Raw genomic sequence first — 15120 nt, forward strand, 5'->3', positions numbered from 1 at the left:
ACCGCGATGGACGCCAACCAGTTCGAGCACGAGTACGACCACATGGGCCGCACCAGCGTGGCGGCGCTCAAGCGCCACATCGCCAACAAGCTGATCTACCAGGTGGGCAAGGACCCGGTGTCGGCCCGTCCCGATGACTGGATGCACGCGGCGGCCTATGCCATCCGCGACCACCTGGTCGAACGCTGGATGCAGACCACCCGCGCCCAGTACGCGCAGGATGTGAAGCGGGTCTACTACCTCTCGATGGAGTTCCTGATCGGCCGCACCTTCAGCAATGCGGTGCTGGCGCTGGAGCTGATGCCGGCCCTCAAGCAGGCCCTGCAGGAACTGGAGGTGGACCTGGACGGCCTGTTCGACCTGGAGCCCGACGCCGCCCTGGGCAACGGCGGCCTGGGCCGGCTGGCGGCCTGCTTCCTCGACTCCATGGCCACCCTGGGCGTGCCGGGCTTCGGCTACGGCATCCGCTACGACTACGGCATGTTCCGCCAGCTGATCCAGGACGGGCGCCAGGTGGAGACCCCCGACTACTGGCTCACCCACGGCAATCCCTGGGAGTTCCCGCGGCCCGAGGTGAGCTACCGCGTGCGCTTCGGCGGCCGGCTGGAAGACACGCACGGCGGCGTGCGCTGGGTGGACACCGACGATGTGCTGGCCATGGCCTACGACACCATCATCCCGGGCTACGGCACCATGGCCACCAACACGCTGCGGCTGTGGAGCGCCAAGGCCACCGAGGAGATGGACCTCAAGGCCTTCAACCAGGGCAACTACTTCGGCGCGGTGGAGACCAAGAACCACAGCGAGAACGTCTCGCGCGTGCTCTACCCGGACGACTCCACGCCCTCGGGCCGCGAGCTGCGCCTGCGCCAGGAGTACTTCTTCGTCTCGGCCAGCGTGCAGGATCTGATCCGGCGCTACCTGCGCAGCCACACCAGCTTCGACCAGCTCTCCGACAAGGTCAGCATCCACCTGAACGACACCCACCCGGTGCTGGCCATCCCCGAGCTGATGCGGGTGCTGGTGGACGAGCACCGCCTGCCCTGGGACGTGGCCTGGGCGCACTGCCAGAAGATCTTCAGCTACACCAACCACACGCTGATGCACGAGGCCCTGGAGACCTGGCCGGTGGAGGTGCTGGGCCGGGTGTTGCCGCGCCACCTGCGCATCATCTTCGACATCAACGCCCGCTTCCTGGGCCAGCTGGGCAGCCAGCCGGGTGGCGGCACCGAGCTGCAGCGCAAGCTCTCGCTGGTGGACGAGACCGGCGAGCGCCGCGTGCGCATGGCCTACCTGGCGGTGCTGGCCAGCCACTCGGTCAACGGTGTGTCGGCCCTGCATTCCGAGCTGATGAAGCAGTCCATCTTCGCGGACTTCGCCAAGCTCTGGCCCGAGCGCTTCAACAACAAGACCAACGGCATCACGCCGCGCCGCTGGCTGGCCCAGGCCAACCCCGGCCTGGCCCAGCTGCTGGACCAGCGCATCGGCCGCGGCTGGCGCCGCCAGCTCGACCAGCTCGAGGGCCTGAAGGCGGCCATCGAGCTGCCGGGCTTCCTGGGGGCCTTCCGCCGGGTCAAGCGCCAGAACAAGGAGCGGCTGGCCGCCCTGGTGCAGAAGCGCCTGGGCGTGAGCCTGGACACCACGGCCCTGTTCGACGTGCAGGTCAAGCGCATCCACGAATACAAGCGGCAGCTGCTCAACGTGCTGCACGTCATCACCCGCTACCGCCGCATCCTGGACCAGCCCGACGCGCAGTGGGTGCCGCGGGTGGTGGTGTTCGCCGGCAAGGCCGCCTCGGCCTACCACATGGCCAAGCTGGTGATCCGGCTCATCAACGACGTGGCCGAAGTCGTCAACCATGACCCGCGCGTGGGCGACCGGCTCAAGGTGGTGTTCATCCCCAACTACAGCGTGAGCCTGGCCGAGGTCATCATCCCGGCGGCCGACCTGTCCGAGCAGATTTCCACCGCCGGCACCGAGGCCTCGGGCACGGGCAACATGAAGTTCGGCCTCAACGGGGCGCTGACCATCGGCACGCTGGACGGCGCCAACGTGGAGATGCGCGAGCATGTGGGCGAGGACAATATCTTCATCTTCGGCCACACCGCCGAGGAAGTGGCCGGCCTGCGCGCCCGGGGCTACCAGCCCCGCGAATGGCTGGAGGAGGACGACGAGCTGGCCGGGGTGCTGGAGATGATCGCCACCGGGGTTTTCAGCCCCGGCGAGCCGGCCCGCTACCAGCCCATCGTGGACACCCTGGTGAACTGGGGCGACCACTACCTGCTGCTGGCCGACTACCGCAGCTACGTGGACACCCAGGACCGGGTGGACGCCCTGTACCGGGCCGAGGACGAGTGGACCCGCAAGGCGGTGCTCAACGTGGCCGGCATGGGCTTCTTCTCGTCGGACCGGACCATCGCCGAGTACGCGCACGACATCTGGCACAGCACGCCGGTGCACATTCCGGCCCCCGGCGTGACGGATTGAACTCTGTGCAACTGAGGGTGTTTCAAGCCGTATCTTTCCGTTAAAGCTTCCTGCCCCCGCGTCGATAGGAGGGGCGCCACGTCGTTCGTTGACGGGGCGCTTCTGGAGATCGAGTGATGCGAGTGCGTGCGGCGGGGTGGTGTGGCGTGGGGGCGTTGGCGGCCGTGTTGGCCGGCTGCGGTGGAGGCGGGGACGGCACGGGCACCGACAGTGCCGCAGCCACGGACAGCACGGCCTCCCTGACCCAGGCCGCCGCAGTGCGGCGCACCCGGACGACCACCCCCACCACGACAAGCACCACGACCGCCACCACCACCGTGACCGTCAGCGACCGGCAGGCCGCGGCGGCCAAGGCCGCCACCACCGATCCGGCCTGCACGGGCATCACGGCCTTCTACTGGGAGATCGGCGACAAGACCGGCAAGCTCGGCAGTGGCCAGGGCGGCACGGGCACGACCAAGCCCACGGCCACCACGCTGATGCCGGTGGCCTCGGCGTCCAAGTGGGTGTATGCCAGCGCGGTGATCGAGGCCCAGAAGGGTGTGCTCAGTGCCGATGACGTGAGCTACCTCTCCATGCGCTCGGGCTATACCAATTTCAACGACTGCAGCTCGACCACGGGCATGACCGTGGCCGCCTGCCTGACGGCGGCCGGACGCTTCAGCGGCACCAATGGCGACTACGAGGCCGACACGGCCGGCCAGTTCTACTACGGTGGCGGCCACATGCAGGTGCACGCGGTGCAGCGCGGCTGGGGCAGCTACACCACCAGCAGCCTGACCACCGCCCTCAAGGGCATCAAGGGCATGCCGACGAACTCCTTCAACTACACCAACGTGCAGCTGGCCGGCGGCCTGGGCACCAATGCCAGCAACTACGGCCTGTTCCTGCGCCATGTGCTGGACGGCACCCTGGCACAGACCGCCGCGGCTCTGGGCCAGCACGCGGTGTGCGCCCACGCCAACGGCAGCGACTGCACCGGCGTGATCTTCAGCCCGATCAACCAGTCCCATCCGGGCGGGCCCAACGACATCGGCAACGAGAGCTGGCACTACAGCCTGGGCCACTGGGTGGAAGACGATCCCAGCCTGGGCGACGGCACCTTCAGCAGCCCCGGCAAGTTCGGCTTCTACCCCTGGATCGACAAGAGCAAGACCTGGTACGGCGTGCTGGCCCGCTACGACGCGGCCAACGTCTACAACACCGACCCGACCCAGACGCCGTACAACACCTCGCGCTTGTGCGGTCGCAAGATCCGGCAGGCCTGGCTGAATCCCTGAGCACCGGTGCCCCGGCGGGCGAAGCGGCCTACAATTCGCCCCCTTTTCCCGAATCCTGCGAGCCTGCCTTGGACCTGCAACTGCCCATCAAGATCGTTGACGAACTGGCCGAGACCATCGTCGAGTCCACCGGCATCCTCGACCTCGCCAGCGGCGAAATCCGCAACGTGGTGCTGAGCGAGGACAACGATCCGCCCTACAGCGGCTTCCCGGCCGAAGACGCCGAGTACGAATTCACCTGCGGCATGCTGTCCAACGGCAGCAAGGAAGTCGAGTTCCGCATCGAGGTCGACGTGGTCGGCCGCAAGTACTCGGTGACGCCTTCGGAGCTGCTGGAGCTCAAGGGCCGCGCCGCCCGCCTGTTCTCGGCCGCACCCGAGGCACCCGCCGCCGCACCGGCCAAGAAGGGCCGCAAGCCGCGCGACTGAGTGCGGCGCTGAGTGCCGCTGCCCCTGCCGGGCAGACGCTGCTGCGATACCCGCCGGCTCCTACAATGCCGGCACCTGATGCCCCAGGGCGCCCCATGCTGCACAGCGCGGGGCGCCCTGGTCTCATTCCAGCCCCTGTTTTCCTCACCACCGCCTGAGCGACCGCCATGCCTGTGAATCTGCAAGCCCCTGTTCCCGAGCAACTTCATCCCGTGGCCGGCGTGCGCCTGGGCATTGCCGAAGCCGGGGTGCGCAAGGCCCATCGCAAGGACCTGGTGGTGATCGAACTGGCCGAAGGCTCGGCCGTGGCCGGCGTGTTCACCCAGAACCGCTACTGCGCCGCGCCGGTGCAGGTCTGCCGTGAACACCTGGCCGTCGGCACCGCGGTGCGTGCGCTGGTGATCAACACCGGCAACGCCAATGCCGGCACCGGTGCCGACGGCCTGGCGCGGGCCCGCCGCACCGCCGCGGCCCTGGCCGCCCAGGTGGGCGTGCAGCCGCAGCAGGTGCTGCCGTTTTCCACCGGCGTGATCATGGAGACGCTGCCGGTCGAGCGCATCGAAGCCGGCCTGCCGGCGGCGCTGGCCGACCTGTCCGCCACGAACTGGGGCCGTGCCGCCGAAGGCATCATGACCACCGACACCCTGCCCAAGGCCGCTTCGCGCCAGGTGCAGATCGGTGGCAAGACCGTCACCGTCACCGGCATCTCCAAGGGCGCCGGCATGATCCGTCCCAACATGGCCACGATGCTGGGCTTCGTCGCCACCGACGCGGTGATCGCGCCGGCCCTGCTGCAGCCGCTGGTCAAGGCCGCGGCCGACGCCTCCTTCAACCGCATCACGATCGACGGTGACACCTCCACCAACGACAGCTTCGTGCTGATCGCCACCCGCCAGGCCGGCCACGCCGAGATCACCGCGCTGGACAGCGCGGAGGGCCAGGCCCTCCAGGCGGCCGTGTTCGCCGTGGCCCAGCAGCTGGCCCAGGCCATCGTGCGTGACGGCGAGGGCGCCACCAAGTTCATCACCGTGCAGATCGAGGGTGGCCGGACCGAGGCCGAGTGCCAGCTGGCCGCCTACGCCATCGCCCACTCGCCCCTGGTCAAGACGGCCTTCTTCGCCAGCGACCCCAACCTGGGCCGCATCCTGGCCGCGGTGGGCTATGCCGGCATCGCCGACCTGGACCAGACCCGCATCGAGATGTTCCTGGACGACGTGCACGTGGTGACCCAGGGCGGCCGCAACCCGGCCTACCGGGAAGAGGACGGCCAGCGCGTGATGAAGCAGGCCGAGATCACCGTGCGCGTGCACCTGGGCCGCGGCGCCGCCAGCGCCACCGTCTGGACCTGCGACCTCTCGCACGACTACGTCAGCATCAACGCCGACTATCGCTCCTGAGCGGGTCAGGCCGGTGCCGCGGGCTTGCGCCCCAGCAGCACCGGCTGGAACAGCACATCGTCGCGGCGCTCGATAGCCTCGAAGCCGGCCTCGGCCATCAGCTCCGCCAGGCGGTCCAGCGTGATGGCCCGGTAGCGGCTGTGCAGCACCTCGGTGTCGCAGCGGCCGTCGGGGTGCTCCACCGTGCGGTACAGCCGCAGGTCGTAGCAGTCGCCATCCCACTCCCAGACCTGCACCGCCAGGAAGCGCCGACCCTCGGCGTCCCGCCGGGCGCCGTAGGGCCGCACATCCGGGCTGACGCGGGGGATGGCGGCGTAATCGCGCACCGAGATCAGCAGCAGACCGCCCGGCCGCAGGCAGCGCCAGGCACTGGCAAAGGCCTGCAGGACCTCTGCGTCGCTGAGCAGGTGGGGAAGGCTGTTGTCGCAGGCCAGCACCGCCGCCTGGCTGCCGGTGGCCGTGCCGCTCAGGCGGCGCAGGTCGTCCACCCGCAGCGTGGCGTGCAGGCCGCGTGCGTCCAGCTCCTGTTGCAGGCGCGTCACTGCGCCGGGTGAAAGGTCGGATGCCGTGAGGGCGAAGCCCTGCGCGATCAGGCCCAGGGTCTGGGTGCCGATGCCGCAGGCGGCGTCCAGCACAGGGTCGCCCGACGCCACGCCGTGCGCGTGCAGCACGGCAGCCAGGGCGGCCCCTTGCCGCGCCACGGCGCGTTCCCAATCCGGATAGAGCAGGTGGTAGTCAGGGGCCAGCCGGTCGTAGAAGGCGGTGTCCATGGCCGGCCCGTCTCAGGCCTCAGCTCAGTAGGGCGCGGGCGAGGGGGCGTCCAGCTCGCCGCGGTATTCCACCTTGCCCTTGAGCTTGGCCCGCGGGTGCACGTCCAGCTGGGCGTCGTAGAGCGCGTCGCCGATCAGCGTGCCGCTGCCGGTGATCTCCAGCGTCTGGCGGGCGATGACGGTGCCCTGCACCCGGCCTTCGATCAGCACATGGTCGGCCTCGATGGTGGTTTGCTCCACCCGGCCGCCCGGGCCGATGTGGACTGTGCCGCCCTGGGCCACCTGGATGCCGCCCTTGAGCACGCCGTCGATGCGCAGCCCCAGGCCCTGCTGGGCGCTGAACGAGCCTTCGAACAAGGCGCCTTCGGCGATCAGGCTGGAGATGGCGTTCAGGGCCTCGACGGGCACCAGGCGGGGGCTGAAGTTCGGGGTGGTGTCGGACATGGGCGGACCGTGCGTGGGGGGCGTTAGCCTCGGGTGGGAATCATTGTGCCGCAGGGGCACTGCCGGCTTGTGAGCGGGTGTGCCCGGGCCTCAGTGTGCACCCAGCCAGGGCGCCAGCCAGCCGCTGTGCCAGGCCCAGGCGGCGGTGCCCAGCAGGGCCGGTGCGCTGGCCCACAGCAGCCCCCGGCCCAGGGCCCAACGCCACTGGCGGGCCCGCAGGCGGCGGCGTGCCAGCGGGGCGCCCTGGGCCTGGGCGCGCGCCAGGGCCTGGCGGCGCAGGCTCTCCCGGTCCAGCAGGCGGGGGGCGGAATCAGGGGGCGTCATGGCCGGTGGCCGGCGCGGCGCTCACCCGTTCGACCTGGGCGTTCAGCTCGGCGCCGTTGACCTGCAGTTGACCGTAGCGCAGCCGGCCGCTGACCACCGCGCTGGCATGCAGGGCCGCCCGGCCGCCGGAGACGTCCAGATCGCCCTCGGCGCGGCCGAGCACCGACAGGCTGCGCGCCTGCAGCTCGCCCTGCAGGTGGCCGGTCTCGGTGATGGTGACATGGCCCTCGCTGCCAGGGGTGCGCACGCGGCCCTGCAGCTCGCCGGCCACCGTCAGGCTGCCTTCCAGCGTGACCTGGCCCTCGAAACGCCAGCCCGCGGCCAGCTGCGAATGGCGCGGCGCCGAGGGCAGGGGCGCGGCCGGCGCCAGGGTGGGCAGGTCCAGCGTCGGCAGGTGGCTGAGGTCCGGCAGGGCGGCGCCCAGGGGAATGCGCGGCGGAAAGGACGGTTCGGGGGATTCGGTGTCCATCGGGGATCAGGCCATGGTGTCCAGCACGGGCAGCAGGCGCTCGCGCTGGAGGGTGCGGAAGGGGCCCTGCATCACCCCGCCTTCGTACAGGCGCAGGCGGGCGGCGCTCAGGCTGCCGGTGCAGACGCCGGTGCTGGCCACCTGCACGGTGCCCTGGCATTCGATGGCGGTGCTGGTGTCGGTGTCGTCGGTCACGCCGCCCAGGTGGCCCAGCACGATCAGGTCGCCCAGGATGCGGAAGCGCCCCTGCAGCTGGCCGGTGTGCCAGATGACCAGGCGGCCGGCGATCTCGCCCTCGCCGCGCAGCGTGCCCTGCAGCAGCAGGCCGCCCTTGAAGTTCAGCGTGCCTTCCAGCACGGTGCCTTCGGCCACCCGGTTGACGATGTGCATCGCCACTGGGTCCAGCAGCAGGGTGTCCTGCGGTGGGGTGGGGGCGCTCATCCCGGACCTCCGGTGCTCCAGCGGGCCAGGGCCCAGACGCCACCGGCCAGCAGGGTGCTCCAGCCCAGCCACAGGGCCGCCAGCAGGCGCCGGCGCAGGCGGGGCAGGGCGACCAGGTCCAGGGGCTGGCCGGCCAGGGCGGCCGCCGGGTGGTCCTGGCCGAGGCCGCGGGCGAGCCCGGCCAGCAGCCGGCTGCGGTCGCCCAGGCCCTCCAGCCACAGGGCGCGGTCCGAGACTTCGCGCACGCCCTGGCCGGGACCGAGCGTCAGCAGCGTGGCCGGGCCCACCACCTGTTCGGTCAGGTAGCGGTCAAGGGGGTCGGGGGCGGACATCCCGCGATTATTGCGGAGCCGTGACCCTGTTCCGGCCGGGGGCTGTGTCGGCGCCGCCACGGCGCTGCTAGCATCGTTGCCCGCCTGTGCCCTACCCGGGTGCCGGGCTCCCGAACAGAAAGAGAACGTGACCCATGAGGTCCTGGTGGATGGCTTTGCGCGCGCGGATCCGGCTCGCGCCCGACGACCTGCTGCGTGACCCGACCTACCGCCGGCTCTGGTCTTCGATCCTGATCAGCTCCCTGGGCACCCAGGTGACCCTGCTGGCGGTGCCGCTGACCGCGGCCGTGCTGCTGCACGCCTCGCCCACCCAGATGGGCTGGCTGACCACCATGGAGCTGCTGCCCTTCCTGCTGTTCTCGCTGCCCACCGGGGTGTGGCTGGACCGGGTGCGCAAGCTGCCGGTCTACATCGCCGGCGAGCTGAGCCTGGCGCTGGTGGTGGTCACCGTGCCGCTGGCCTGGTGGCTGGGCTGGCTGCAGATGGGCTGGCTCTACGCGGTGGCCTTCGTGATCGGGGCGGTCAACACCACGGCCGGTTCGGCCTCGCAGATCGTGCTGACCCAGGTGGTGGAGCGCGACCGGCTGGTGGAGGCCCATGCCAAGAACGCGCTGGCCAACTCCGGGGCCGAGGTGGCGGGGCCGGCGGTGGCCGGCGCGCTGATCCGGGCCCTGGGCGCGCCGCTGGCGCTGCTGGTCAACGCGGTCTTGCTGATCGGCTCGGCGGCCATCCTGCGGCTGATCCGGGTGCAGGAGACGCTGCGCCCGGCGCAGGCGGGCAGCTTCTGGCGCGACCTGCGGGCCGGACTGTCCTTCGTGCGGCAGCAGCGCCTGCTGGTGACGCTGGCCGCCTGCGTGGGGGCCTGGCAGCTGTGCCACCAGTGCGCCAACGTGGTCCAGATCCTCTTCGCCACCCGCCGGCTGGGCCTGAGCGAGCAGGCTGTGGGCCTGAGCTATGTGGCCCTGGGCGTGGGCACGGTCACGGCCAGCCTGCTGGGCGACCGCCTCAGCCGCCGCCTGGGGCCGGGCCCGGCGCTGGTGAGCGGCTTTGCCTGCACCGCCCTGGGCTGGCTGCTGCTGACGCTGGCGCCGGTGGGGCCGCTGGGCGTGGCCGCCTTCGTGGTCTGCCTGAGCCTGTTCGGTGCCGGGGCCATCTTCATCTTCATCAACTTCATCGCGCTGCGCCAGGCCGTCACGCCCGAGCCGCTGCTGGGCCGCATGACCAGCGTGATGCGCTGGCTGATCCTGCTGCCTTCGGTGCCCGGCGCCATGCTGGGCGGCTGGCTGGGCGAGCATGTCAGCCTGCGGGCGGCGCTGGGCTTTGCAGGCGCCAGTTGCGCGCTGCTGGCGCTGGTGGCCTGGCGGCTGCCGCGCATCCAGGCGGTGCGGGAGCTGCCCTCGGTGGACAGCCCGGCGCGCCGGCTGGAGGCCGTGGATGCTGGCGTGGCCTGAGACCCGGGCTCAGGGCCCCAGGGTGTCGGTGATGATGCGGTCCACGCCCAGGGCCCACAGGGCGTCGGCCCGGTCGGCTTCGTTGACCGTGTAGACCCAGCCGGCCAGGCCGTGGGCGTGCAGGCTGCGCAGGGTGTCGGCGTCCATCAGCCGGTGGTTCAGCACCACGCCCTGGCAGCCCAGGGCCTGCGCCTGCGCCACCCAGCCCGGCGTCAGGGTGTCCAGCAGCAGGGCCCGGGGCAGTTCCGGGGCCGCGACGGCCGCCGCCGCGAGGGCCGCCGGCTGGAAGGAGGACAGCCAGGGCGCCGGGGTGCCGGTATGCCAGAGCCGCCGCACCGCGTGTGCCACCACCTGGCCGGTCGCTTCGGCTTGCCCGGGCAACGGCTTGAGTTCGAGATTGACATGCAAGCCTTCGGCGTTCGCGAAGGCGGCCAGGGCCGCCAGCCGGGCGGGGGGCTCACCGGCCCAGCCGGGGCCGCACCAGGCGCCAGCGTCCAGCCGGGACAGGGTGGCCCAGTCCGCCGCCGCGGCCGGGCCCTGGCCCGAGGTCGTGCGCTCCAGGGTGTCGTCGTGCAGCAGATAGGGCTCGCCATCGGCGGAGAGCTTCACATCGCACTCGAAGGCCCGGTAGCCCAGCTGCCAGCCGTGGCGGAAGGCGGCCAGGGTGTTCTCCGGGGCCCGGCGGCCGGCGCCGCGGTGGGCGATCCAGCGCGGCCAGGCGTCCGCGGCGGGGGAGGGGGGGCGCTCGGACGATGGCATGGGGCGGATGGGCGGGGTGGATGGGCGAGGTGGTGGAACCGGCCAGAGCATGCCATGCCCCGCAGGCGGGGTTTCCCCCGGACGGTATCATTCACGCCCTCGTGCCCCTGACAGGTGCGTGCGGCCGGATCCCCCGGTCCTCCCGCTTTTTGCCTGCCCGCCATGAACGCGCCGCTGCCGATTCCCACCGTCCCCACTCTGAACGGGGACCACCCCGTCGAAGACGCCGCCGCGCCCCGGCTGCGCGAGATCCCGTACAACTACACCTCGCTGTCCGACCGCGAGATCGTGCTGCGCCTGCTGGGCGAGCGCGCCTGGGATCTGCTGAACCTGCTGCGCGACGAGCGCCGCACCGGCCGCTCCGCCCGCATGCTCTACGAGGTGCTGGGCGACATCTGGGTCGTCAAGCGCAACCCCTACCTGGTCGACGACCTGCTGGACAACCCGCGCCGGCGCGGTCAGCTGATCGAGGCCCTGCACCACCGCCTGACCGAGGTGGAGAAGCGCCGCACCCCCGAGGTGGACGCCCAGCGCGACGCCCATGTGGGCGAGCTGCTGGTGCTGGCCCGCGCTGCGGTGGACCGCTTCGCCACCCGCTTCGTGCAGGTGGACGAGCTGCGCCAGCGTGCGCGCAAGCTGTTCGCCCAGTGCACCCGCAAGGACAACATCAAGTTCGACGGTCTCTCGCGCGTCTCGCACGTGACCGACGCGACCGACTGGCGGGTGGAATACCCCTTCGTCGTGCTGACCCCGGACACCGAGGCCGAGATGGCCGGTCTGGTGGCGGCCTGCGTGGAACTGGGCCTGACCGTGATCCCGCGCGGGGGCGGCACCGGCTACACCGGCGGCGCCGTGCCGCTGACCTGGAAGAGCGCGGTCATCAACACCGAGAAGCTCGAGCAGATGACCGAGGTCGAGATGAGCACGCTGCCCGGCGTGGACCATCCCGTGCCGACGATCTGGACCGGCGCCGGCGTGGTCACCCAGCGGGTGGCCGATGCGGCCGAGCGCGCCGGCTTCGTCTTCGCGGTGGACCCGACCTCGGCCGAGGCGTCCTGCGTGGGCGGCAACATCGCGATGAACGCGGGCGGCAAGAAGGCCGTGCTGTGGGGCACCGCGCTGGACAACCTGGCCAGCTGGAAGATGGTGACGCCCGAGGCCAAGTGGCTGGAGGTCACCCGGCTGAACCACAACCTGGGCAAGATCCACGACGCCGAGGTGGCCAGCTTCGAGCTGAAGTACTTCGACGCCAGCGGCAAGCACCTGGAACGCACCGAGCGCCTGGACATCCCGGGCCGCGTCTTCCGCAAGGAAGGCCTGGGCAAGGACGTCACCGACAAGTTCCTGGCCGGCCTGCCCGGCGTGCAGAAGGAGGGCTGCGACGGCCTGATCACCAGCGCGCGCTGGGTGGTGCACCGCATGCCGGCGCACACCCGCACCGTCTGCCTGGAGTTCTTCGGCAACCCCAAGGACTGCGTGCCCTCGATCGTCGAGATCAAGGACTTCATGTTCCAGGAGATGAAGCAGCCGGGGGGCGCCATCCTGGCCGGCCTGGAGCACATGGACGACCGCTACCTGAAGGCGGTGGGCTATGCGACCAAGAGCAAGCGCGGCGGCATGCCAAAGATGGCGCTGTTCGGCGACATCGTCGGCGACGACGAGGACCGCGTGGCCAAGGCTGCCAGCGAGGTCATCCGCCTGGCCAATGCCCGTTCGGGCGAAGGCTTCATCGCCGTCAGCCCCGAGGCCCGCAAGAAGTTCTGGGCCGACCGCAAGCGCACCGCGGCCATCAGCCGCCACACCAACGCCTTCAAGGTCAACGAGGACGTGGTGATCCCGCTGGAGCGCATGGGCGAATACACCCTGGGCATCGAGCGGATCAACATCGAGCTGTCGCTGCGCAACAAGCTGGCGCTGACCGAGCGGCTGGAGGCCTTCTTCACCGAGGGCGAGCTGCCCTTGGCCAAGACCGACGAGGCCGGCGAGCACACCCGCGACGAACTGCTGGACGAGCGCGTGCCCGAGGCGCTGGCGCTGATCCGCAGCGTGCGCGGCCTGTGGCAGCACTGGCACGACCACCTGGACGAGGTGCTGCCCAATGAGAGCCGCAGCTTCTTCGACCAGCTGCAGGACCATTCCCTGCGCGCGTCCTGGAAGAAGGACCTGCTCAAGCCGCTGCAGCTGCTGTTCGCCGGCTCCACCTTCGCGCCCATCATCGAGGGCGTCAAGAAGGTCCACAAGGACGTGCTGCGCGGCCGCGTGTGGGTGGCCCTGCACATGCACGCCGGCGACGGCAATGTGCACACCAACATCCCGGTCAACAGCGACAACTACGAGATGCTGAAGACCGCGCACGAGGCGGTGGCCCGCATCATGGTGCTGGCGCGCAGCCTCAACGGCGTGATCTCGGGCGAGCACGGCATCGGCATCACCAAGCTGGAGTTCCTCTCGGACGAGGAGCTGGCCAACTTCACCGCCTACAAGGCCAAGGTGGACCCGGAAGGCCGCTTCAACCGTGGCAAGCTGCTGCGCGGCGAGGCCCTGAGCCGCCTGGGCGATGAGGTGCATGCCGCCGACCTGACCCACGCCTACACGCCCAGCTTCGGCCTGATGACGCACGAGTCGCTGATCATGCAGCAGAGCGACATCGGCGACATCGCGGCCTCGGTCAAGGACTGCCTGCGCTGCGGCAAGTGCAAGCCGGTGTGCTCCACCCATGTGCCGCGCGCCAACCTGCTGTACAGCCCGCGCAACAAGATCCTGGCCACCTCGCTGCTGGTCGAGGCCTTCCTCTACGAGGAGCAGACCCGGCGCGGCGTGTCGATCAAGCACTGGGAGGAGTTCGAGGACGTGGCTGACCACTGCACGGTCTGCCACAAGTGCCTGAGCCCCTGCCCGGTGAAGATCGACTTCGGCGACGTGACGATGGCCATGCGCAACCTGCTGCGCAAGATGGGCCGCAAGAGCTTCCGCCCCGGCCAGGCCGCGGCCATGCTGATGCTCAACGCCACCAACCCGGAGACGATCAAGCTGGCCCGCACGGCCATCGTCGGCGTGGGCATGAAGGCCCAGCGACTGGCGCACGACGTGCTGTCCATCGCCGCCAAGCACCAGACCAGCGCGCCGCCGGCCACGGTGGGCACCGCCCCGATCAAGGAGCAGGTGATCCACTTCATCAACAAGAAGATGCCGGGCGGCCTGCCCAAGAAGACCGCGCGGGCACTGCTGGACATCGAGGACCGGGAGTATGTGCCCATCATCCGCAACCCGGCCGTCACCACGGCCGAGACGGAGGCGGTGTTCTACTTCCCCGGCTGCGGTTCCGAGCGCCTGTTCAGTCAGGTGGGCCTGGCCACCCAGGCCATGCTCTGGCATGCCGGCGTGCAGACCGTGCTGCCGCCGGGCTACCTGTGCTGCGGCTACCCGCAGCGCGGGGCCGGCCAGTTCGACAAGGCCGAGAAGATCATCACCGACAACCGGGTGCTGTTCCACCGCGTGGCCAACACGCTGAACTACCTGGACATCAAGACGGTGGTGGTGAGCTGCGGCACCTGCTACGACCAGCTGCAGGGCTACCACTTCGACAAGATCTTCCCGGGCTGCCGCATCATCGACATCCACGAGTTCCTGCTCGAGAAGGGCATCAAGCTCGACGGCGCCGGTGGCTACCTTTTCCACGACCCCTGCCATTCGCCGATGAAGCAGCAGGACCCGATGAAGACCGTCAAGGCCCTGGTCGGCGACGCGGTGATCAAGAGCGAGCGCTGCTGCGGTGAGTCCGGCACGCTGGCGGTCAGCCGGCCCGACATCTCGACCCAGGTGCGCTTCCGCAAGGAAGAGGAGATGCGCAAGGCCGAGGCGACGCTGCGCGCCACCGGGGTGGTGGGCCAGCAGCAGGACCTGAAGATCCTGACCTCCTGCCCCAGCTGCCTGCAGGGCCTGTCGCGCTACGGCGACGACCTGCAGAACGGCCTGCTGGAGGCCGACTACATCGTCGTCGAGATGGCGCGCAAGATCCTGGGCGCCACCTGGATGGAAGACTACGTCGCCCGCGCCAATGCCGGCGGCATCGAGCGGGTGCTGGTGTGATGAAGCAGGCCGGTTGCGAACTGTGCGAGCACCAGGCCACCGCGGCCTGGTCGCTGGTGCATGCGGGCGAGCGCCTGCGCGTGGTGCGGGTGCTGGACGCGCCGGAGTTCCCGGCCTTCTACCGCGTGATCTGGAACGAGCACGTGGCCGAGATGAGCGATCTCTCGCACGTGGACCGCGCCCATCTGATGGACGCGGTGCTGGCCGTGGAGCATGTGCTGCGCACCAGCCTCAAGCCCACCAAGATCAACCTGGCCACGCTCGGCAATGTGGTGCCGCACCTGCACTGGCACGTCATCGCCCGCTTCGACTGGGACAGCCATTTCCCGCAGCCCATCTGGGGCAGCCGCCAGCGCACGCCCGAGCCGCCGGCCGGCCAGCGCCTGGCCGTGCCGCTGACCGAACTGGACGACCGGGTGCGCCGCGCCCTGAATGCCTGACTTCCGCTG

General features: G+C 70.4%; 14 protein-coding genes. 7 read left to right on the forward strand and 7 right to left on the reverse strand.

Going from position 1 to position 15120, the window contains the following annotated elements; all coding sequences use genetic code 11:
* Positions 1-6 precede the first annotated feature (6 nt).
* From LRM40_RS05745 to argJ, 4 genes are all read left to right on the forward strand, one after another.
* Positions 7-2487: a glycogen/starch/alpha-glucan phosphorylase gene (locus tag LRM40_RS05745; RefSeq protein ID WP_151123511.1), complete on the forward strand. Its 2481-nt coding sequence runs from the start codon at positions 7-9 to the stop codon at positions 2485-2487.
* Between the two features lie 116 nt (positions 2488-2603).
* A complete protein-coding gene (locus tag LRM40_RS05750) occupies positions 2604-3767 on the forward strand; it encodes a hypothetical protein (protein WP_151123512.1) in 1164 nt (387 codons plus the stop codon).
* A gap of 68 nt (positions 3768-3835) precedes the next feature.
* A complete protein-coding gene (locus LRM40_RS05755) occupies positions 3836-4195 on the forward strand; it encodes a hypothetical protein (protein WP_022983074.1) in 360 nt (119 codons plus the stop codon).
* A 167-nt stretch (positions 4196-4362) separates the two neighbouring features.
* Positions 4363-5592: a bifunctional glutamate N-acetyltransferase/amino-acid acetyltransferase ArgJ gene (argJ, locus tag LRM40_RS05760; protein WP_151123513.1), complete on the forward strand. Its 1230-nt coding sequence runs from the start codon at positions 4363-4365 to the stop codon at positions 5590-5592.
* 5 nt (positions 5593-5597) lie between these two features.
* Here argJ and LRM40_RS05765 read toward each other — a convergent pair whose 3' ends face one another.
* The 6 genes from LRM40_RS05765 to LRM40_RS05790 all read right to left on the reverse strand — a co-directional run bounded on the left by LRM40_RS05765 (position 5598) and on the right by LRM40_RS05790 (position 8372).
* The gene (locus LRM40_RS05765; RefSeq protein ID WP_151123514.1) at positions 5598-6362 is read right to left on the reverse strand and encodes a class I SAM-dependent methyltransferase; all 765 of its coding nucleotides are present in this window, start codon (positions 6360-6362) and stop codon (positions 5598-5600) included.
* Positions 6363-6386: 24 nt separating this feature from the next.
* Positions 6387-6806, reverse strand: a complete 420-nt coding sequence (locus LRM40_RS05770) for a bactofilin family protein (RefSeq protein WP_151123515.1) — start codon at positions 6804-6806, stop codon at positions 6387-6389.
* Positions 6807-6896: 90 nt separating this feature from the next.
* Positions 6897-7130, reverse strand: a complete 234-nt coding sequence (locus tag LRM40_RS05775; RefSeq protein ID WP_231067741.1) for a hypothetical protein — start codon at positions 7128-7130, stop codon at positions 6897-6899.
* Positions 7117-7599, reverse strand: coding sequence for a bactofilin family protein (locus tag LRM40_RS05780; protein ID WP_231067742.1), 483 nt, complete (start codon positions 7597-7599; stop codon positions 7117-7119). The genes LRM40_RS05775 and LRM40_RS05780 overlap by 14 nt, the downstream gene beginning before the upstream one ends.
* A 6-nt stretch (positions 7600-7605) precedes the next feature.
* Positions 7606-8040: a bactofilin family protein gene (locus LRM40_RS05785; protein WP_151125527.1), complete on the reverse strand. Its 435-nt coding sequence runs from the start codon at positions 8038-8040 to the stop codon at positions 7606-7608.
* Positions 8037-8372, reverse strand: a complete 336-nt coding sequence (locus tag LRM40_RS05790) for a hypothetical protein (protein ID WP_151125528.1) — start codon at positions 8370-8372, stop codon at positions 8037-8039. Before LRM40_RS05790 ends, LRM40_RS05785 begins: the two co-directional genes overlap by 4 nt.
* Before the next feature lie 149 nt (positions 8373-8521).
* Here LRM40_RS05790 and LRM40_RS05795 point away from each other — a divergent pair, with 149 nt between their 5' ends.
* Positions 8522-9823: an MFS transporter gene (locus tag LRM40_RS05795; RefSeq protein ID WP_231067743.1), complete on the forward strand. Its 1302-nt coding sequence runs from the start codon at positions 8522-8524 to the stop codon at positions 9821-9823.
* 9 nt (positions 9824-9832) lie between these two features.
* Here the strand turns inward: LRM40_RS05795 and ugpQ are convergent, their stop codons facing one another.
* Positions 9833-10582, reverse strand: coding sequence for a glycerophosphodiester phosphodiesterase (gene ugpQ / locus LRM40_RS05800; protein WP_151125530.1), 750 nt, complete (start codon positions 10580-10582; stop codon positions 9833-9835).
* Positions 10583-10744: 162 nt separating this feature from the next.
* Here ugpQ and LRM40_RS05805 point away from each other — a divergent pair, with 162 nt between their 5' ends.
* A complete protein-coding gene (locus LRM40_RS05805; protein WP_151125531.1) occupies positions 10745-14671 on the forward strand; it encodes a DUF3683 domain-containing protein in 3927 nt (1308 codons plus the stop codon).
* Positions 14671-15111, forward strand: coding sequence for an HIT family protein (locus tag LRM40_RS05810; RefSeq protein WP_151125532.1), 441 nt, complete (start codon positions 14671-14673; stop codon positions 15109-15111). The genes LRM40_RS05805 and LRM40_RS05810 overlap by 1 nt, the downstream gene beginning before the upstream one ends.
* Positions 15112-15120: the final 9 nt, after the last annotated feature.

The sequence above is a fragment of the Ideonella dechloratans genome, assembly GCF_021049305.1.
GTDB lineage: Bacteria > Pseudomonadota > Gammaproteobacteria > Burkholderiales > Burkholderiaceae_C > Ideonella > Ideonella dechloratans.